A 19,500-nucleotide genomic window follows, 5' to 3' on the forward strand; every position below is an offset into this window, starting at 1 on the left:
CGATCGCGGGGTTCAAATTTGAAGTCTCGACTACTAAGGCGGAAATGAAACTTGCCTGAAGCATCCTCGACATATATCACACTCCAAGGGGTTTTCGGGTACTTTACACAAAAACCTGGAGCTATTAGTTTAACCGCAGTTGCCATCCTTATCCCTTTGCTAAACCGTTGCTGACAGGATCTTAACCAAATTTTTATCGATCACCAACGGAGGGTTTTGGTCAATGAGCCTGACCGAAGGTCATTACCCATTACCGATTAGCCATTATTCTCAATCATTCCACAATTGGGCAACGCCCTTTTAGGCATGTGAGAGATCAATATCATCCTGGCCGTAGGCTTGCCAAGCCAAGTCTACTAAGCCATCAACAATAGCAGCCGCCACTACCGCAGAACCCTTACGACCATCAATCCGAATGTGGGGAATCAAAGAATCCCTCAACCGAGATTTAGCCACATCCACCTCGACAAATCCCGCAGGTACCCCAATCACCAAGGCTGGTCGAATTTCCTCTGCCTCAATCAACTCCACCAATACTGTCAAAGCTGTCTGAGCTTGACCAATAACAAAAATTCCTTCTGGATAGCGTCTAGCTAAGGTTTGCATCCCCCAGGCTGCCTTAGTCTTTTCTTTTTGCGGACGAGTGAGGGTTTCCATGCTGCAATACACTGGATTAGCAAAGGTATCTTGAATGTGGGGAGTGATACCCACTTGTACCATTGGCACATCTACTACAATGGTGCTACGAGCAGCGAGAGCAGCTGCTCCTGCTTGTAATGCCCGCTCAGAAAAATGAATCAGAGACTTATACTCAAAGTCGGCTGTGGCATAAATCACCCGCCGCACAATCTCGTATTCTGCTGGTGAAAAGACATGCTCGCCTATTTCACGGTCAATAATTGCCAGACTTTGGGCATCAGTTATATGCCATTCCATGAGGACTCTTCAGACAAACTGGTTGTGATTATTTTGACATTATTATGCTTGCTCTAGTGGTTTTCATATTAGGGAATAGGGAATAGGGAATAGGGAATAGGGAATAGGGAATAGGCAAGAGGCAAGCTAGCAATAGGCAATAGGCAAGCTAGCAATAGGCAAGCTAGCAACAGGCAAGAGGCAAGAGGCAATAGGCAAGCTAGCAACAGGCAATAGGCAAGCTAGCAACAGGCAACAGGGAAAACTGATCTGACTCCCCATCTCCCCATCTCCCCATCTCCCCATCTCCCCATCTCCCACACTCCCCATCTCCCCATCTCCCCCACACTCCCCACACCTCCCACACTCCCGACTCCCTACTCCCTACTCCCTACTCCCTACTCCCTACTCCCTACTCCCTGTAACTAAAAATTAAGAATAATTGCAATTTGATTCAGATTCTCTTATATCCCTAATCGATATGTTTAGCTTGGCAAGAGGATTTGGCGAATTAGATACCAGGGAAAGAACACTTATCCCTAAGGATAGTCATTACCTCGGACTTCTGAGAAAATCTAAATCACGAGAGGTCTTAAGGCTGTTCGCGTAGCGTGGCCAAAGGCCAAGGCTGTTCGCGTAGCGTGGCCAAAGGCCAAGGCTGAAACTCTCTTGGTTGCTGAGTAACAAATCCATAAAATTGTTACCTTTTTGATGATTGATGATTGATTTTTGATGCTTAATGCTTAATTTTTGATGATTGATGCTTGATGTTTGATACTTGATACTTGATATTTTAACAAGGGAGAATAGGATATGAAATTGGCTTACTGGATGTATGCAGGTCCTGCCCACATTGGCACACTGCGCGTTGCGAGTTCTTTTAAGAATGTCCATGCTATTATGCATGCCCCCCTAGGGGATGACTATTTCAACGTGATGCGCTCAATGCTAGAGCGAGAGCGGGATTACACTCCGGTAACTGCTAGTATTGTTGACCGGAACGTGCTAGCACGGGGTTCTCAGGAAAAAGTAGTGGACAACATCACCCGCAAGGATCAGGAGGTAAACCCTGATCTGATTGTGCTAACTCCCACCTGCACCTCCAGTATCCTACAAGAAGACCTGGAGAACTTCGTAAACCGGGCTCAGATGGATGCTAAGGCTGATGTGATGTTGGCAGATGTGAACCACTACCGGGTCAATGAATTACAAGCGGCTGACCGCACCCTAGATCAAATTGTTCAGTTCTACCTCAACAAAGCCCGCAAGAAGGGTGAGCTCCCAGAGGGCAAAACCGCAAAACCCTCGGTGAACATCATTGGTATTTCTACCCTTGGCTTCCACAATCAACACGATTGTACTGAACTGAAGCGGTTGATGGCTGATTTGGGCATTGAAGTTAACGAAGTCCTCCCAGAGGGAGCGTCTGTCCACAACCTGAAAAATCTACCTCGGGCTTGGTTTAACCTGTTGCCTTATCGGGAAATTGGCTTGATGAGTGCCCGTTACCTGGAAGAACAATTCGGGATGCCCTATGTCGATATTGCTCCTCTGGGTGTGGTGGAAACTGCTCGTTGTATCCGTAAGATTCAGGAAATCCTCAATGGTCAAGGTGCTAATGTCGATTACGAGGAGTACATCGACAACCAAACCCTGTACGTTTCTCAAGCTGCCTGGTTCTCTCGCTCGATCGACTGCCAGAACTTGACGGGTAAGAAGGCTGTGGTTTTCGGAGATAATACCCACGCTGCCGCTATGACCAAGATTCTGGCACGGGAAATGGGTATTCATGTGGTGCTGGCTGGTACCTACTGTAAGTATGATGCAGATTGGTTCAAGGAGCAGGTGAGCGAATACTGTGATGAGATCCTGATCAGTGATGATAATGGTGCGATTGGGGATGCGATCGCACGAATTGAACCTGCTGCGATTTTCGGTACCCAAATGGAACGGCACGTTGGTAAGCGCTTGAATATTCCTTGTGGTGTGATTGCTGCTCCCATTCATATCCAAAACTTCCCCATCGGTTATCGTCCCTTCATGGGTTACGAAGGTACTAACCAAATTGCTGATTTGGTCTACAATTCCTTCACCTTGGGTATGGAAGACCACTTGTTGGAAATCTTTGGTGGTCATGATACCAAGGAAGTTATTACCAAGGGGATCTCTGCTGATTCTGACCTGAACTGGAGTAAGGACGCTAAAGCAGAACTGAATAAGGTGCCTGGTTTTGTTCGCGGTAAAGTAAAGCGCAATACTGAGAAGTTTGCTCGTGAGCGTGGCTTTAGTGAAATCACTCTTGAAGTGATGTATGCCGCTAAGGAAGCTGTAGGGGCTTGAGCTTAATACAGATTTAATCTGAATCAGGGGAGGTGGGGAGATAGGGAGATAGGGAGATGGGGAGATGGGGAGATAGGGAGATGGGGAGATGGGGAGATGGGGAGATGGGGAGATGGGGAGATGGGGAGATGGGGAGATTGGGAATCAGATCAGTTTTTCCGATTCCCGATTCCCGATTCCCGATTCCCGACTCCCAATTCCCAATTCCCGATTCCCGATTCCCGATTCCCGATTCCCGATTCCCGACTCCCGATTCTTTGTACCTTTTTCAAAGTCTGTGACTCTATCGACGAAGATTGCTGTGATTGCTCCGAAAAAATTTAATTATTATTTACAAAAAATCTGAATAGCTAGACCCGCCTATGGCTTCTGGTGGGTATGGATGATTTTGCCCAGCCATGGTCTATGGTGAGCAACGTTAACGGGTGGATCTCATTAAAGCTGTTTGAGCCGCTGGTGCGTTACGGGACGGGCTGTCCCAACAAGGCGTGAAGAGGCAGAAAATGAGGGCGAGCCCGTCCCTAACGCACCCTACGCAACATTTACAACAGTAGTACCCCCGCTTCATTCACCCTGGTGATTTAATAGTTTTGTTTATTGTAATAGTTTTTAATAAAGTTATTTATAAAAATAGTTATTTAAATATTAAATTTAATAAATAAGATTTAAATTGCTTGAGATAATTGCTTAAACTCAAAAAAATCGATTTAAGCTAATTTAAAGGCTAGATCGATCAAAAAAACCCTGTATTTTCTAGTGCAGTTGGTGAATAATGCAATAAGCGCCGAAGCGATGCAGAGGTGCGACCCGTGGCGAATTTAATTCGCCAACGGAAAGCGCACCTAAGCGGTCTTGGGGGTTTCCCCCATGAGCGACTGCATCAAGACAAGCCAAGCAATCTATCGCTGGCTTTAGGGTCCCTCGCTTAACTAGTGCCTGAGATAAATCAAGCAAGCATAATTTTGGCAATTATGCTTTCGGCTGGCTTAGGGGCAAAGACAAAAGAAGAATTTTTATCTGAAACAGGAGATAACTAAAGGTGAAACTTTCAGTTTATGGAAAAGGTGGTATCGGTAAGTCCACAACTAGCTGTAATATCTCAGTTGCCCTAGCTAAGCGGGGTCGCAAGGTGCTGCAAATTGGCTGTGACCCGAAGCATGACAGCACATTCACTCTGACTGGTTTTCTGATCCCTACCATTATTGATACCCTTCAGGAAAAGGATTACCACTACGAAGATGTCTGGCCTGAAGATGTGATTTACAAAGGTTATGGTGGTGTTCATTGCGTAGAAGCTGGTGGTCCCCCGGCTGGTGCTGGTTGCGGTGGCTATGTAGTTGGTGAAACGGTTAAGCTGCTCAAGGAACTGAATGCTTTTGATGAGTACGATGTGATTCTGTTTGACGTTCTGGGTGATGTCGTCTGTGGTGGTTTTGCTGCTCCCCTCAACTATTCCAACTATTGCATGATTGTGACGGATAACGGTTTCGATGCGTTGTTCGCTGCTAACCGGATTGCTGCTTCTGTTCGTGAAAAAGCTCGCACTCACCCGCTGCGTCTGGCTGGTCTGATTGGCAACCGCACCTCTAAGCGCGACTTAATCGATAAGTATGTGGAAGCTGTGCCCATGCCAGTGCTGGAAATTTTGCCACTAATTGAGGACATTCGTGTCTCTCGGGTTAAGGGCAAAACGATTTTTGAAATGGCAGAAACTGACCCTAGCCTGGAACCGGTTTGCCAATACTATCTCAACATTGCTGACCAAATTCTGGCACAGCCTGAGGGGGTTGTACCTCAAGATGCACCAGACCGGGAGTTGTTCTCTTTGCTGTCTGACTTCTACCTAAATCCTCAAACCCCAGCAGTGACTGAGGAAGAAGAATTAGACCTGATGATGGTGTAAGCAAAGGTTGAAAGAAAGGTTGAAGGTTAGGAGGTTGAAGGTTGAAGGTTGAAAGAAAGGTTGAAAGTTATTTGGTTGAAGGTTAGGAAGTTGAAGGTTAGGAGGTTGAAGGTTGAAGGTTGAAAGAAAGGTTGAAGGTTGGAAGTTAGCAGGCGTAGGGTGCGTTAGGGACGGGCTCGCCCTCATTTTATCGGTAGCCAGTGTTGAGACAGTCCGTCCCGTAACGCACCACCGGGTCAAACAGCTTTAATGAGATCCACCCGGTTGAAAGCAGGCGTAGGGTGCGTTAGGGACGGGCTCGCCCTCATTTTATCGGTAGCCAGTGTTGAGACAGTCCGTCCCGTAACGCACCACCGGGTCAAACAGCTTTAATGAGATGCACCCGGTTGAAAGTTATAAGAGTCAACAGCAAACCTTAAACCTTAAACCTTAAACCTTAAACCTTAAACCTTAAACCTTAAACCTTAAACCTTAAACCTTCAACCTTTAAACCTTCAACCTTAAACCCTGAAAACTTTAGAGAGAAACCAGGAGAGGAGAATTTTAAATGACTGTTGCTCAAACCCCTCAAGCCCTAGATTTTGAGTGCGAAACTGGGAATTACCATACCTTTTGCCCAATTAGCTGCGTGGCATGGCTTTACCAAAAGATTGAAGATAGCTTCTTTTTGGTGATTGGTACTAAGACTTGTGGCTATTTCCTCCAAAATGCGATGGGGGTGATGATTTTTGCTGAGCCACGCTATGCCATGGCGGAGTTGGAAGAAGGGGATATTTCGGCTAAGCTCAATGATTACGAGGAACTGAAGCGGTTGTGTTTGCAGATTAAACGCGATCGCAATCCTAGTGTGATTGTCTGGATTGGTACCTGCACTACCGAAATTATCAAGATGGATTTGGAAGGCTTGGCTCCCAAGCTGGAATCTGAGATTGGGATTCCGATTGTGGTGGCTCGTGCTAATGGCTTAGACTATGCTTTCACCCAGGGTGAAGATACTGTGTTGGCGGCTATGGCTCACAAGTGTCCGAAGGAAGCACCCCAGGTGGAAGAGGAGAAACAAGAACGGAATGCGATCGCAAAACTCCTCAACTTTGGACGCCAGAAAGAAGAGGTGGCTGCGGAAGAGTCTGACTATGCGGATCATCCACCCCTAGTGTTGTTTGGCTCCCTACCTGACCCGGTTGTGACTAACCTCACCCTAGAGTTGAAGAAGCAGGGGATTAAGGTGTCTGGTTGGTTGCCTGCTAAGCGTTACACGGAATTGCCAGTAATTGAAGAAGGTTACTATGTTGCTGGGGTGAATCCCTTCCTCAGCCGCACCGCTACTACTCTGATGCGCCGCCGCAAGTGTAAATTAATTGGCGCACCTTTCCCCATTGGTCCGGATGGCACTCGGGCTTGGATAGAGAAAATGTGTTCTGTGTTTGGTATTGAACCAAAAGGCTTGGCAGAACGGGAAGCTAAAATTTGGGAAAGCTTGGAAGATTATATCCAGCTGTTGCGTGGTAAGTCTGTATTTTTCATGGGGGATAACTTGCTGGAAGTTTCCTTAGCTCGTTTCCTCGTTCGTTGCGGGATGACTTGCCATGAAATCGGTATCCCTTACATGGATAAGCGTTATCAGAAGGCTGAGTTAGCTCTGTTAGAACAGACTTGCCACGAAATGGGTGTAGCAACTCCCAAGATTATCGAGAAGCCAGACAATTATAACCAGATTCAGCGGATTTATGAGTTGGAGCCTGATTTGGTAATTACCGGTATGGCTCATGCTAATCCTTTGGAAGCACGGGGGATTAATACTAAGTGGTCCGTTGAGTTTACCTTTGCTCAAATGCACGGCTTTACTAATGCCCGAGACATTCTAGAGTTGGCAACTCGTCCGTTACGTCGTAATAACAGTCTCAAGGATTTGGGTTGGGATAAGTTAGTCAAAGAAGAGGCTAAGGTATAGCGATTGTTAAGGGAGTAGGGAGTAGGGAGTAGGGAGTAGGGAGTAGGGAAGAGGGTTTTTTTAAGGTTAAAAATACCTTTTGATTCGCTTTAATTCCTCCTATCTCCCTATCTTCCTATTTCCCTATCTCCCCACCAATCAAATTTTAGTAGTACCCCAGAAACAACCCTGCCCTAAGGAAGGGCAGATAGCGTGGGCAAGCTTACACTTCACTATCAACTAATTGAAGCTGTAACCGCTTACCGAGTGCATTAGCTGCCCGTTCAATTGTGCTCAGGGTTACAGAGGTGTTGTTTGGATCTAAAAGACTATCTAAAGCTGCACGACTGGTTTTCATGACCTGGGTCATTTCAGTTTTAGTCAGTCCTTTTTCAAGCATCCCCTGTTCGATTTGCCAAGCTAAAACTCGTTTGAGAGCTACGGCTTCAACTTCAGCAAGGATGTTATCTTATTCTAAAAGTTCATCTAAGGAAGAACCAATATAAGGATTATTATTCATTGTTCGTTTATAAGTTGCGTTTTCGTGCGTTAGCTAAAGCTAATTCTTGTTTGGGCGTTTTTTCGGTTTTTTTGATGAATCCATGTAACAAAACCATTTGATTGTTATGAATGCAGAAAAGAACGCGGGCAGTGCGGCCATTAGGTAAGTTAGTACGGACTTCAAATAAACAAAATAACATCAAGCGAGAGTTAGCCACTTAATTCCCATACGTGGATTGCGTTCGCGTAGCGTGGCCTACGGCCAGCGTGCCGGGATTTATCCCGGTGATCGTGTTATGGTAATTTCTTTGTCCTGCCTAGTCTCTCCAAGAATTCAGAAAGACTCAATCCCGAAGCCGCTGCCATTTCCTTTAATCCATCCCAAGCCTCTCTTGTTGCTGTTACACTATACGACTTCTTTCGTTCACCATGAAGACTTGGTCTTCCCATTTTCTTTATAGTTTTCTCTGGCATTTACTTGATCCATTACTTATTGGGGTATACAATTAAGATAACACAGCATGCATGTCGATAAAAATGTACGGTTGCCAGCAGCATATAATAACTACAAGTCCCGAGAATAGAGCGGTTATAGAATTTATTTGTTCGGAAGCTAATAAGCTAACTAACTGTGGTATATATTATTGCCGTCAAATATTGTTTAAAGCAGGAAAGTATCTGAATAATGCTGAGCTAGACAAGATACTTAAGACCAATATCCATTTCAAGGCTATGAGGTCTGCTTGTGCGCAACAAACACTGCACGGAGTTATTGAATCTTTTAAATCCTACAAAGCTTTAAGTAAGTTGTACGAAAAAGGCCAGCTACCTGATCAGCCTAGAGTCCCAAAGTACCGTAAAAAGGGAGGTATGGCCGTAGTCAGCTATCCTGCTCGGTGGGTAAAACAGGTATTGGGTCAGCTGAAGTTCCCTTTGGGTAAACAGGTCAAAGCCTGGTTCGAGATTGACCATTTCCTTCTTCCGATGCCATCTAATCTTGACTACAAATCAATAAGAGAGTTTCGATTTGTTCCCAGGAATGGCTGTTTTTATTTGGAATTCGTTTATAAACAACCAGACATTGAACCAATAGCATCGACCAATGACGTTTTAGGAATTGATCCAGGACTCAATAACTGGTTGACTTGTGTTTCAACCACTGGGAAGTCATTCATTATTGATGGCAGAAAGGTAAAATCCCAAAACCAGTGGTACAACAAGCAGGTAGGAAAAATAAAGAAAGGCAAAACTCAAGGTTACTGGGATGAGCGCCTGGCTTTCTTGGCTGAGAAGCGCAATAGGCAAATGCGTGACAATATCAACAAAGTCGCCAGGTTTATTGTCAATTGGTGCATAAGACATAAAGTTAGCACCGTTGTTTTTGGTTGGAATCGACGAAATAAAGACAGTATTAATATTGGGAATAAAACTAATCAAGAGTTTGTTCAGATTCCCACAGCTAAGCTAAAAAATCGGATTGAACAACTATGTATTAAACACGGCATTAAATTCGTTGAGACTGAGGAGAGCTACACCAGTAAAGCTAGTTTTCTAGATGATGATTTTCTACCTACGTTCGGCGAGAAACCTGAAGGGTGGAAGGCTTCCGGAAAGCGAGTAAGGCGTGGTTTGTATCGGTCAGGTAATAACGAATTAATCAACGCAGATTGTAACGGGGCTTGTAACATCCTTAGGAAAGTAGCGACACAGCTAGGGTTTCCCCTAGCCGAGGTCGGTAGAGCAGTCTTGAACCTGCCACAACGATACCGATTAGATTCACTGTCTAGATCCTATCGTGAAGCGTCATGCAGCGCGGTTTTAACCCGCGAAATGACATCAGCTTAGAATCCACGTTTTTCAAAGCGTGGAGAGTTCAAAATCTAGATCAGCTGCAAAACTGGTGGCAGCAACTGGTAGACCAGCAGGAGCAAAGTCAGGTTCTGCCGAATGCGATTGACCAAAGGTCACGCTACGCGATGAAGCGTTCGCGAAGCGTGGCCAAAGGCCTCAGCTTCCGCCAAAGGCGATCGCTAGTTCCTCTGACCGGGTTAATCTAGGCGCAGTTATTAACACAAACAGTAAAAATTGTCAAGTAAAGCATCCGATCAGCGGTCAACAGCACCAGATAGACTCTTTTAATAGAATCAGTAATTAGTCTCGGGGGGAGACAAGCGCACCCCCCATCTCCCCATCTCCCCATCTCCCCATCTCCCCATCTCCCCATCTCCCCATCTCCCCATCTCCCCATCTCCCCATCTCCCCATCTCCCCATCTCCCCATCTCCCCATCTCCCCATCTCCCCACCTCCCCATCTCCCCATCTCCCCACCCTCCCTCTAATTATGGGTATTAAACCTGACTTGATATTACTAACACAAGCTATAAAAAGCTTTTTAAGCATCCAATAAAAGCTTTTTATAAATACTTTAACTGCAGTAAATTAATTCAACAAAATCTTTAACTAATCGATACGTATAATTACGCTAACTTGATAATAAATAGCGAATTTTCGCTTAGTTTTAAGCTATAAATGGAAGTAGTCAGCCGACAGCTAACGCCGCGCATCTACCATTGCCAGCTATCAGCCATGGCATGAGCTGAATGCTTACCTATAAATAGGGATTTTTTTCCGGTTAATTATCTTATATGAAGGGGAAAAAACATTCATTATAATGATATTCCGGATTTTTTTAGGCACCAATCAATATCTGTGCTCACTGTTGAATACAACAATTACAACGTAAGCTAATGGGCTACGCGCAGGCTACGCCAACAGCTATCAGCGACCACTGACTACTGACGGCTGAATGCTTACATTACAACACTAGTATCAGAACAATGATTGTGCCTTTAATTTCCCAAATTTAACTGCAAATTTGGCGTTGCTTATTCTGGGTATGGTTTTGCCCCCCTAGCCCCCCAATTTTGGGGGGAAAAATACTTTCTTGCGTCCCCCAAAGTTGGGGGATTTAGGGGGCTTGACCAAAACCAGATGATCGCGCATTCATTCCTTGATTCAGCAACGCCGCAAATTTAGGCAGCATCAATAGTCAATTATTGGAGTAAATAAAAAAATGGCAATTATTTTAGGAACTCTCAACGAAGATAATTTAGAAGGTCTCCCTGAAAACGACATCATTCAAGCTTTAGATGGAAACGATATTGTTCGAGGACGGGAAGGGAATGATATTATCCAGGGAAATCTAGGTAATGATGTAATTTATGGAGATCAGGGTGATGATGTAATCCAAGGAAATGAAGGGAATGATCAACTCTTTGGTGGAGAAGGTGACGATGTAATTCAAGGTGGCGCTGGGAATGATCGAATTTGGGGTGATAGTGGTAATGATGTCCTCCAAGGCGGTGCAGGAAATGATACTTTCCGAGACAGTGGCGGTTCCAACCACTTCGACGGTGGAGAAGGTCGTGATACCGTTAACTTTCAAAATCTAATCAACTCTGGTATTAAGCTGAATCTGGCTGAAGGCACTGGTAGTTACACCGATGAGCAAGATCAGGAAGTAGCACAAACTTTAATTAGTATTGAAAGAGCCGTAGGTACTAATTTTAATGACGAACTGATCGGTAACGAAGCTCACAACAATTTCTTCGGTTTAGACGGTGATGACAAATATGTCGGTGGTGCAGGAAATGATACTTTCCAAGACAGTGGCGGTTCCAACCACTTCGACGGTGGAGAAGGTCGTGATACCGTTAACTTTCAAAATCTAATCAACTCTGGTATTAAGCTGAATCTGGCTGAAGGCACTGGTAGTTACACCGATGAGCAAAATCAGGAAGTAGCACAAACTTTAATTAGTATTGAAAAAGCAGTAGGTACTAATTTTAATGACGAACTTATCGGTAACGAAGCTCACAACAATTTCTTCGGTTTAGACGGTGATGACACCATAACTGGCGGTGCTGGAAATGACGTAATCAACACTGGTGACGGAAACAATACTATTGATTCTGGTTCCGGTCTAGACACCATCCAGCTTGGGAATGGTAACAACACCATTGCCCTTGAAGAAGGTGAAGGACATGACAAAGTGATAAATTTCCAACAGGGGTTAACTCGCTTTGGGGTTAGTGATGCTAGCACCCTTACCTTTGAGCAGTCTAATGGCAGTGTGAATATCATAGCTGCTGATGGTGACCTTCTCGCCAATGTAGAGGGAGTTGAGGTTAGTACCTTTACTGATAATCTCTCCAGTATATTTTTCTAATATAGCACTACGCATTAAGATTAGGACATTCCTAAACTCCGAAACTTAGTCATAGCTTACTTCTGACTTCTGACTTCTGACTTCTGACTTGCGCGTAGCGCTATACCCCTCGCTTCCGGTGTTGCTTAAGAATCGAATGATTTGAAGAGTTTTCTGGAACGGGCATCTGGCTGTGGAGTGGGCATCCGGGCATCTGGCTGTGGAACGGGCATCTTGCCTGTTTCATTTCCAGGCGGGCAGGATGCCCACTCCACTTATATTGATTCTCTGCCTCTCATTCTCTGTTCCCTATTCCCTATTCCCTGTTCCCGACTTCTGAAAGAAGTCAATTCACCAATTTTCGTCATTCCCATCAAAATTAGACTCGTACTCCTGCTCCCTTTGTTTTTTGTTCTTTGTTCTTTGTTCTAGCTCCATTTGTTAATATAATTACTTTCTAAAGTATGCCCCGAGGATAACATTATAGTTATAGCTTCCCTAGCTCGTAATCTAACTCTGACAGTATGGGAATAGGGAGTCGGGAGTCAGGAGTCGGGAGTATAATTAGTATAAAGCTAACAGAGAATAATCATGAATCAGGCAATACATGAGAGAGTATACTGGACTATTCATGACCTAGAATTGCTACCAGAAAATGAAGGAACACGCTACGAAATCATTGATGGAGAATTATTTGTCACTAGAGCGCCTCATACTAAACATCAGCAAACCTGTGGCAAAATTTTTCGACAGCTAGATGCTTGGTCTGAAGCAAGTGGTTTAGGAGAAGCTATTCCTAGTCCCGGTGTCCTGTTTTCCGAATCCGATAATGTTATTCCCGATGTCGTTTGGGTTACTCAAGAAACCTATACATTAACCTTAGACGAATCTGGACATCTAACTGGTGCCCCAGAATTAGCAGTCGAAGTTTTATCTGCTAGTCAACAAGACCAAAGACGAGACCGAGAAGCTAAACTAAAACTTTACTCTTCCCGAGGCGTAAAAGAATATTGGATTGCTGATTACACCTCTCGCAAGCTCGAAGTTTATCGCCGAGAAAACAGTCAGCTCAAATTAGTAGCAACCCTTTTCAGCCAAGATACCCTAACCTCTCCTATCCTACCTAGTTTTACTTGTACTGTCCATCAGCTTTTTCCGAAATAAAAGGGAATAGGAAATAGGGAGTAGGGAGTAGGGAGTAGGGAGTAGGGAAGAGTGTGGGGAGGGTGGGAAGTGTGGGAAGTGTGGGGAGATGGGGAGATGGGGAGATAGGGGAGATTTTTATTAAGGGTAATTGTCATAACATGATCTAACAGTTGCGTAGGGTGTGTTAGGGGCGGGCTCATTTTCCGCCTCTTCGCGCCTTTTTGGGACAGCCCGCCCCGTAACGCACCACCGGGTCAAACAGCTTTTAGGAGATGCACCCAAAGGGAAAAAATTATCACAATTCATTTAAGTTTGCTAAACATTTCCATTATATCTTTTCTCAGAGTAATTAGGTACACAGGATTTTTTCCCTCTTGCCTCTTGCCTCTTGCCTCTTGCCTCTTGCCTTTCAGCAATTTAGGTATCCCAATTTAAATGCTGAAAAGCTTTTGCGATCGCTAAAAAAATGCGTTCGCGTAGCGGCTCTTTCAGAGCATCGCATTTTTTTACATTACCCCTCAAAAAAAAACTTCTAAAAACCCTTGACAATATAAAATATAATCATTATTATTATATATGTAAATAAAAAACAAAAGGTTCACCTTATGCCATCAGAATTTCCAACAAATTCAGAGAACAATCCAGACGATTATTCCAACAAAAAAATCCGTGTTCAGCACATTTTGAAAGGCTCCCGCAAGGCAATAACTAATACCATGCATACCCTCTATGCACTGGGCTACACCGAAATATCCGAGTGGAGTCCTCTGCAGCCGACGGATGTTCCGGGAGAATTCATAACAATTAGCACCAAGTACTTCAGACTCCGTTAACACGTTAAATTGCTGGGGGGTTTTCCCCCGGCAAAACCATCCGGTTGAGTCGTGTAAGATCACTCACGTTTGGATAGGTTGGAAAACTGAATGACATAAGGTAAATTCCTAGCCGTGGATAGTATTTCTGCGGCTATTTTTTTTGAAGGTTAGCAGGTTATTAGTTTAAAGGTTGAAGGTTAGTTAGTTGAAGGTTGAAGGTTGGTTAGTTGAAGGTTATGATGTTGAAGAATAGTAAAAAAGTTGCGTAGGGTGCGTTAGGGACTGGCTTGCCCTGATTTTAACGGTCGCCAGTGTTGGGAGAGCCAGTCCCGTAACGCACCACCGGGTCAAACAGCTTTTAGGAGATGCACCCACAGGGAATAGGGAAAAAATCTGTGTAGCTAATTAATAGGATAACCGCTATAGTTACTAGCAATTAGGCAAAAACTATAATAAACTCCCCATCCCCCCATCTCCCCATCCTCATAAGGGTAGGTTTTTTACAAAGGGGCGAGTAGGTACTTTGATTACGTATAAATTCCTCAAAATATGTATCAAAATACACAATATTTTCCGGGATAATTCTCCCCATTTCCCGCTCTTCCCCTCCTGGGAGGGGTTAGGGGTGGGTTCCGATTCCCGACTCCCGATTCCCGACTCCCGATTCCCGACTCCCGACCCAAATGTAAAAAACCTACCCCTGTGAGATCTCCACACTCCCCATCTCCCCATCTCCCCATCTCCCCATCTCTCCTAATCTGAAGGGGGCAATTCCCGATCGCTCAAGCTTTTTTTACCTGTTCCCGCATAATATTTATATTGTTCAATGATAATTTTCGCCAGCTCAGAAAGGGGTATTTCTTTACCATCAACCTGAGCTTTCACATAAATCTTGAGTGCTTTAATATAAGATAGACCAAGAGCCAGGGTTAGTGCTGCTGCCGTTGAGCCTGATATTGCTCCACCAAGCACGGTGCCTGCACCAGGAATCATTTTGAGTAAATTCGCGACAATTACTTTACCCACTGCAGTCATTCCTCCTGTACCCCCAAGAGCAGATATCACCATGCCCAGAAAAGCTCTTTCAACCGTTAATCCAAAAATGCTAGTGATGTTAGCAATCATTACCGTTTGCATAGTTACCAAGATTGGCGCATCAGAAAACGGAATTGGTGAGGCACCAACCAATGCTGAACCAGTAACGTAACCCGTAACATATTTAAACGCTTCACCTGCTTTTAGTTCAATATTTCTAATCTGTTCTCTCAGAAATGCTTTGCGCTGGGCTTCCGGCAGTAAATTTGCCGTCACTTCTACTAAACGCTCTAAACCATGGGCTGTCACCGTATAATCATCATCGATTGGTTTTGATTGTGCTAGCACTGGAATAATCTGACTAACCGGTAGATTCTTACCCTCTAGGAAAGCAATAAACTCACTACGTTTTTTCGTTAAGGTTTGAGTCAGCACTAAGATAACGGGTACATCTTTTTGTTGCAGGCTCTTTAGCCATTCTTCCTCAATCGGATCCAATCGAGCTGTTTCATGATTAAGGCAATACCACACCACATGAATATGTTCTTTTGCCTCTAGTTTCCTTTGATCATCAATTAGTTTCGAGATATCTCCCCTTACTCGTTCAATCTGTTGAGCTTTAAGTTCTAGCCCTGGTGTATCGTACACTGTAATCGGGCAACCTGTTTTCGTATAACGACGAATGGTTTGAGTAACAGGATAGCCCACTCCAGTTTCTGCCAGACGAGAGCGAAAAATTGTGTTTACTAAAGTACTTTTTCCTACACCGGTTTTACCAATTACTAAAACATTACATTGCTCAACTTTGCTCTGGGCATCTTCATAGGCTTCGCTCATTTTGCCTAACAGTTCATCAAACGAAATGTGCTCTGACATTAGTAGTTTTCTCCTTTAGCAATTACCCATAAGTATTGAATCTAGCCATAAAATTTTACCAAAATCCCTGATTTTTGTCTATAGCAAAGGGAGTAGGGAGTAGGGAGTAGGGAGTAGGGAGTAGGGAGTAGGGAGTAGGGAGTAGGGAGTAGGAAATACGGCATCAAAAATTATCACAATTCCTACACAGATTACTATATCGTTATTGTCACCAGAGCAGGAATATAGCGTTTCTCATAGCTATGAGGTGCGCTTGACCCATTAAGAATTAAATTCGCCACGGGTCGCACCTGAGGTACACAATATTTTTTCCCTCTTGCCTCTTGCCTTCCCCTCCTGGGAGGGGTTAGGGGTGGGTTCCTGCTCCGAAGTCCCTATTCCCTATTCCCTATTCCCTATTCCCTATTCCCCCAATTATAATGATACTTAATCGACATAATGTTCGATAAAGTTCCTAAGTTCATTCACATTAAATTCCTTAGCAAATTGAAATATCACCTTAGCAAATGGGACAAATTTAGCATCTAATTATTCCAGCTTTTTTGCTTCTTTGCTGATTTCAAACACATTACCTTTCTTAGCAAACTCATAAAGTTGGAGCAGCACATCGGATGGGGGAGGCACAATGGCATCTAGGTTGATTTCTTCAGCTCCAGCATCTATTATAGTTTCTGGTTTTGGTATGAAGTCTTCATACACCCATTCCAGTTGCAAATGCTGTTTTAATTTTTCCAGTAATTCTGCTACGTCCACTGGTTTAGGAATAAAATCATCGCAGCCTGCAGTCCAACTCTCTTGCTTGTCTAACTCATAAACACTGGCAGATGAAGCAATAATCAACAGATCTTTAAATTTATCTGATGAGCGCAGACGTCGCATCATTTCCAAGCCATCCATCACCGGCATCACCAAGTCAGTAATAATTAGATCAGGGTTACATTCTGTGGCTTTTTCCAAACCCTCAACGCCATTACTGGCCTCCAACAGCTCAAATCCTAGAGGTTGTAACACATTCACAATTACAGAGCGATTCTCCCATTTGTCATCTACTACTAGGATTTTTTGTGGTTTACCCTGATACCCTATAATGGTTTTGGTAGAGGCTTGCTTAGTCTCAATCACAGCTGTGGTAATGGGTAACTCTAAATCGATAGAGAAAATGCTACCTTGGGCATAAGTACTCTCAACATTGATACAACTTCCCATCAACTTGATAATTGTTTGGCTAATCGCTAATCCCAGTCCAGTACCTTGAGCACGATTATAAACATCCCCCACCTGTTCAAAGGGCAAAAATATTTTTTCCAGTTGTTCTGGGGTCATCCCAATCCCAGTATCTTTAATGATAAATCGAACTATGACTAGGGGGGATTGGGGAGTAGAAAGTGCTTGGTGGTTACTGATAAGTTCTACCTTAAAGGTGACTCCGCCATGGTCAGTAAACTTAATGGCATTGCCCAAAAGATTAAGCAGAACTTGTCGCAATCGTTTGCCATCAGCCAGGATACCGTCTGGCAGATGGGATGAGGGTTGATAAATAAAAGCAATCTGCTTTTGCTGGGCTTTGACGCGGCACATTTCTACAACTTCTTTCAAAAAGGACGGCAAATGAATTTCTGTCGGAAACAGTTCCATTTTCCGAGCTTCGATTTTGGATAAGTCTAAAATGTCATTAATCAGATGGAGCAGATAGTTGCCACACTGATAAATAAGATTGATCTGGTCTTTTTGTTTAGCAGTTATCTGTGGATCCCGTTGCAGAATTTGGGCATAACCCAAAATGCCATTGAGGGGAGTACGCAATTCATGACTCATATTAGCCAGGAATTCACTTTTGGCGTTATTAGCCTGATCAGCCGCTTCTTTAGCTGCTTTGAACTCAGCTGTACGTTCCTCAACCCGGATTTCCAGTAAAGCATTGGTTTTTCGCAGTTCTGCTTCAATTCGCCTACGCCCAGCTAGATAAACTAGACCATAGCTAAATCCAAAGCAGGAAACACCAGCAAATAACAGCCAATAGCGGTAGTGATGGATAACTTGACCCAGAGTCACTTTTCCCCAATCTTCGTAGGGACGAACCCGCAGATTGCGTAAGGTTTCGTGACAAGGTTGGTAGTTGGCCGGGATGGTCCAGCCGTGATAAAGACCAGCTTTGGCCGCTGGGTGCTCAGAAGGCATGGTAATTAATGCGATCGCAACCTCTTCCGCTAACTCCATTGGGGTATGGGGTAGTGTGGAAAAGGGCCATTCTGGATAAAGTTTAGTACTCAGAGCAAAAGGGAAAGTGTCCTGATATTGAGTTTGCTGATTCAGGATCACAAAGTCATCTAGATTAATTTTGCCCTCCTGTGCCATACGTTCGAGGGTATCAGTGCGGACAGTGCCAGCATCGACAATACCATCACGAACAGCGTAGACCACTGCGTCATGGCTACCACCAAAGTGGAGCGCTGGAAAGTCACGGTAGGGGTTAACTCCAGCTTCTAACAGAGTTTCCCATGCCATTTGCCAGCCCCCAAAGGCAATTTCACTGACGGCTATAAAGGTTTTACCCCGTAAATCCTTTAAATCCTGGATATCATTGCGGTCAGCATGACGCAGGATAACCGCTCCAAATTGGGTGTAAGACTTGCCTAGGCGTAGATTTTTTAGGGTGGCAATTCGTCTTGCCCCATAAATCCATTCCAACTCTACATACATTCCAGGGTTAGGCAACACAAAGTCCACCTCCTGGTTAGCTATTATTTCTTCGAGGGTATCAAACTCTAGTGGTACAAGTTGGAAAACATAGCCGGAAATCGTGTCACTGAGATAGTCTAGGGTCGGTTGCCATTTTGCCTTAGTATGGTCAACACCCCGAATTGCCATCACTCCCACCTTAACAATCTTTACCTGTGAATTCATTCTTTGTCCTGTTCCATCTACAGGTTCCTGAGCAAGAGTAATCCCTGGGGCAGTCGATGCTATTGCTGATGCTATGACTGATAATCCTATGCCTATAATCAGGCTAGATTTAATTAAGAAATAAAGACGAATCATAGTATAGTACTTTTCAATTATGTGAGATACAAAGTTTTGGGTTTTAGGGAGTCGGGAGTCGGGAGTCGGGAGTCGGTGTAAGAACATTTAATGTCCCTCATAACTATGAGAAACACTATATATCTTTTCCGGTTAATAAATTCTAGTTTTAATTCATCAATACCTATTTCCTTCATTAATTAATAATTAACAGGCTGAATATAGCGTTTATATCATGTCCGGATAATTACCCTTAATAAAAATCTCCCCATCTCCCCATCTCCCCACACTTCCCACACTTCCCTCTCTTTCCCGATTCCCGATTCCCGATTCCCGATTCCCGATTCCCGATTCCCGATTCCCGATTCCCGATTCCCGATTCCCGATTCCCGATTCCCGATTCCCGATTCCCTGCGCTATACTAATTATTTTCAAGATACTTTTCTATCAATAGTCTAATTTTTGGTAATTTAAATTCATTAGCATAATTCGATATAGTCTGAGCAAAGGGAACAAATTTATCATCTAGTTGAGGTATTGGCTGATACACCCACTCTAACTGCAAATATTGCCCTAAGAAAACTTGATTGGTAGCTTGCACTACAGACAAACCATCTACTATTCTTCTAAAAGGTGGACAGAAGTCGTTTTTTTTCACGGACGTATTACCTATGGTTGACTATTTTATCCAAGCTACAGAACGCCCTTGGATGAGCATTTATTTAAGAATCCTCGCCTTTGTCTTTGCCTATGGCGCGATTGTCCACTTTGGTAATATAGCAGGTTTTGGGGAAATGCCGTGGTTAGAAACACC

The 19,500-nt window shown here is 44.0% G+C and carries 26 protein-coding genes; 10 read left to right on the forward strand and 16 right to left on the reverse strand.

The genetic code is table 11. The annotated features are described in order from the left end of the window. Positions 1-300: 300 nt before the first annotated feature. The 4 genes from F6K57_RS26190 to F6K57_RS26205 form a co-directional block, all read right to left on the reverse strand. Positions 301-936, reverse strand: coding sequence for a precorrin-8X methylmutase (locus tag F6K57_RS26190; RefSeq protein ID WP_293055358.1), 636 nt, complete (start codon positions 934-936; stop codon positions 301-303). Between the two features lie 68 nt (positions 937-1,004). Then, complete coding sequence (locus tag F6K57_RS26195) at positions 1,005-1,142, reverse strand: hypothetical protein (RefSeq protein WP_293071471.1); 138 nt, start codon at positions 1,140-1,142, stop codon at positions 1,005-1,007. Further along, positions 1,136-1,282, reverse strand: a complete 147-nt coding sequence (locus tag F6K57_RS26200) for a hypothetical protein (protein ID WP_293071472.1) — start codon at positions 1,280-1,282, stop codon at positions 1,136-1,138. Before F6K57_RS26200 ends, F6K57_RS26195 begins: the two co-directional genes overlap by 7 nt. 185 nt (positions 1,283-1,467) lie before the next feature. Then, complete coding sequence (locus tag F6K57_RS26205; RefSeq protein WP_293022896.1) at positions 1,468-1,608, reverse strand: hypothetical protein; 141 nt, start codon at positions 1,606-1,608, stop codon at positions 1,468-1,470. A 120-nt stretch (positions 1,609-1,728) separates the two neighbouring features. Here F6K57_RS26205 and bchB point away from each other — a divergent pair, with 120 nt between their 5' ends. The 3 genes from bchB to bchL all read left to right on the forward strand — a co-directional run bounded on the left by bchB (position 1,729) and on the right by bchL (position 5,158). After that, entirely contained in the window at positions 1,729-3,255 is a 1,527-nt protein-coding gene (gene bchB, locus F6K57_RS26210) for a ferredoxin:protochlorophyllide reductase (ATP-dependent) subunit B (RefSeq protein WP_293071473.1), read from the forward strand. A gap of 88 nt (positions 3,256-3,343) precedes the next feature. Then, complete coding sequence (locus F6K57_RS26215) at positions 3,344-3,601, forward strand: hypothetical protein (protein ID WP_293071474.1); 258 nt, start codon at positions 3,344-3,346, stop codon at positions 3,599-3,601. A gap of 693 nt (positions 3,602-4,294) precedes the next feature. Continuing rightward, complete coding sequence (bchL, locus tag F6K57_RS26220; protein ID WP_070391049.1) at positions 4,295-5,158, forward strand: ferredoxin:protochlorophyllide reductase (ATP-dependent) iron-sulfur ATP-binding protein; 864 nt, start codon at positions 4,295-4,297, stop codon at positions 5,156-5,158. Here the strand turns inward: bchL and F6K57_RS26225 are convergent. After that, positions 5,138-5,398: a hypothetical protein gene (locus F6K57_RS26225; protein ID WP_293071475.1), complete on the reverse strand. Its 261-nt coding sequence runs from the start codon at positions 5,396-5,398 to the stop codon at positions 5,138-5,140. The genes bchL and F6K57_RS26225 overlap by 21 nt on opposite strands. Before the next feature lie 307 nt (positions 5,399-5,705). On the opposite strand from F6K57_RS26225, the gene F6K57_RS26230 reads away from it, so the two are divergent. Further along, positions 5,706-7,109: a ferredoxin:protochlorophyllide reductase (ATP-dependent) subunit N gene (locus F6K57_RS26230; RefSeq protein WP_293047588.1), complete on the forward strand. Its 1,404-nt coding sequence runs from the start codon at positions 5,706-5,708 to the stop codon at positions 7,107-7,109. Between the two features lie 202 nt (positions 7,110-7,311). Here the strand turns inward: F6K57_RS26230 and F6K57_RS26235 are convergent, their stop codons facing one another. The 3 genes from F6K57_RS26235 to F6K57_RS26240 all read right to left on the reverse strand — a co-directional run bounded on the left by F6K57_RS26235 (position 7,312) and on the right by F6K57_RS26240 (position 8,063). Then, positions 7,312-7,488 (reverse strand): hypothetical protein, encoded by a 177-nt coding sequence (locus F6K57_RS26235; RefSeq protein ID WP_293071476.1) that lies wholly within the window; start codon positions 7,486-7,488, stop codon positions 7,312-7,314. A gap of 127 nt (positions 7,489-7,615) precedes the next feature. Further along, positions 7,616-7,789 (reverse strand): type II toxin-antitoxin system RelE/ParE family toxin, encoded by a 174-nt coding sequence (locus F6K57_RS42175; RefSeq protein ID WP_364304195.1) that lies wholly within the window; start codon positions 7,787-7,789, stop codon positions 7,616-7,618. Positions 7,790-7,883: 94 nt separating this feature from the next. Next, complete coding sequence (locus F6K57_RS26240; protein ID WP_293071477.1) at positions 7,884-8,063, reverse strand: hypothetical protein; 180 nt, start codon at positions 8,061-8,063, stop codon at positions 7,884-7,886. A 63-nt stretch (positions 8,064-8,126) separates the two neighbouring features. Between F6K57_RS26240 and F6K57_RS26245 the strand changes: the two genes are divergently transcribed. Further along, positions 8,127-9,434, forward strand: a complete 1,308-nt coding sequence (locus F6K57_RS26245) for a transposase (RefSeq protein ID WP_293071487.1) — start codon at positions 8,127-8,129, stop codon at positions 9,432-9,434. Then, on the forward strand, positions 9,395-9,646 hold the full coding sequence (locus F6K57_RS26250) for a hypothetical protein (protein ID WP_293071478.1): 252 nt from the start codon (positions 9,395-9,397) through the stop codon (positions 9,644-9,646). Before F6K57_RS26245 ends, F6K57_RS26250 begins: the two co-directional genes overlap by 40 nt. On the opposite strand, the gene F6K57_RS26255 is transcribed toward F6K57_RS26250, so the two are convergent. After that, positions 9,643-9,909 (reverse strand): hypothetical protein, encoded by a 267-nt coding sequence (locus F6K57_RS26255; protein WP_293071479.1) that lies wholly within the window; start codon positions 9,907-9,909, stop codon positions 9,643-9,645. The two genes, F6K57_RS26250 and F6K57_RS26255, sit on opposite strands and share 4 nt — an antisense overlap. A 753-nt stretch (positions 9,910-10,662) precedes the next feature. Between F6K57_RS26255 and F6K57_RS26260 the strand changes: the two genes are divergently transcribed. The 3 genes from F6K57_RS26260 (at position 10,663) to F6K57_RS26270 (ending at position 12,960) form a co-directional block, all read left to right on the forward strand. Beyond that, entirely contained in the window at positions 10,663-11,817 is a 1,155-nt protein-coding gene (locus tag F6K57_RS26260) for a calcium-binding protein (protein ID WP_293071480.1), read from the forward strand. A gap of 141 nt (positions 11,818-11,958) precedes the next feature. Then, positions 11,959-12,228 (forward strand): hypothetical protein, encoded by a 270-nt coding sequence (locus tag F6K57_RS26265; protein WP_293022915.1) that lies wholly within the window; start codon positions 11,959-11,961, stop codon positions 12,226-12,228. A 159-nt stretch (positions 12,229-12,387) separates the two neighbouring features. After that, a complete protein-coding gene (locus tag F6K57_RS26270; RefSeq protein WP_293071481.1) occupies positions 12,388-12,960 on the forward strand; it encodes a Uma2 family endonuclease in 573 nt (190 codons plus the stop codon). Here the strand turns inward: F6K57_RS26270 and F6K57_RS26275 are convergent. Then, positions 12,942-13,097, reverse strand: a complete 156-nt coding sequence (locus tag F6K57_RS26275) for a hypothetical protein (RefSeq protein ID WP_293071482.1) — start codon at positions 13,095-13,097, stop codon at positions 12,942-12,944. The genes F6K57_RS26270 and F6K57_RS26275 overlap by 19 nt on opposite strands. Before the next feature lie 450 nt (positions 13,098-13,547). Between F6K57_RS26275 and F6K57_RS26280 the strand changes: the two genes are divergently transcribed. After that, entirely contained in the window at positions 13,548-13,775 is a 228-nt protein-coding gene (locus F6K57_RS26280) for a hypothetical protein (RefSeq protein ID WP_293045649.1), read from the forward strand. 536 nt (positions 13,776-14,311) lie between these two features. Here F6K57_RS26280 and F6K57_RS26285 read toward each other — a convergent pair. The 6 genes from F6K57_RS26285 to F6K57_RS26310 form a co-directional block, all read right to left on the reverse strand. After that, complete coding sequence (locus F6K57_RS26285; protein WP_293030181.1) at positions 14,312-14,497, reverse strand: hypothetical protein; 186 nt, start codon at positions 14,495-14,497, stop codon at positions 14,312-14,314. A 13-nt stretch (positions 14,498-14,510) separates the two neighbouring features. Further along, a complete protein-coding gene (locus tag F6K57_RS26290) occupies positions 14,511-15,668 on the reverse strand; it encodes a GTPase (protein ID WP_293071483.1) in 1,158 nt (385 codons plus the stop codon). A 41-nt stretch (positions 15,669-15,709) separates the two neighbouring features. Beyond that, positions 15,710-15,832, reverse strand: a complete 123-nt coding sequence (locus tag F6K57_RS26295; RefSeq protein ID WP_293071484.1) for a hypothetical protein — start codon at positions 15,830-15,832, stop codon at positions 15,710-15,712. Between the two features lie 364 nt (positions 15,833-16,196). Then, the gene (locus tag F6K57_RS26300; protein WP_293071485.1) at positions 16,197-18,794 is read right to left on the reverse strand and encodes a PhnD/SsuA/transferrin family substrate-binding protein; all 2,598 of its coding nucleotides are present in this window, start codon (positions 18,792-18,794) and stop codon (positions 16,197-16,199) included. Between the two features lie 120 nt (positions 18,795-18,914). After that, complete coding sequence (locus F6K57_RS26305; RefSeq protein WP_293071486.1) at positions 18,915-19,121, reverse strand: hypothetical protein; 207 nt, start codon at positions 19,119-19,121, stop codon at positions 18,915-18,917. Next, positions 19,108-19,344: a hypothetical protein gene (locus tag F6K57_RS26310; protein ID WP_293024782.1), complete on the reverse strand. Its 237-nt coding sequence runs from the start codon at positions 19,342-19,344 to the stop codon at positions 19,108-19,110. The genes F6K57_RS26305 and F6K57_RS26310 overlap by 14 nt, the downstream gene beginning before the upstream one ends. Between the last annotated feature and the right edge of the window lie 156 nt (positions 19,345-19,500).

The sequence above is a fragment of the Moorena sp. SIO4A5 genome, assembly GCF_010672005.1.
Classification (GTDB): Bacteria; Cyanobacteriota; Cyanobacteriia; order Cyanobacteriales; family Coleofasciculaceae; genus Moorena.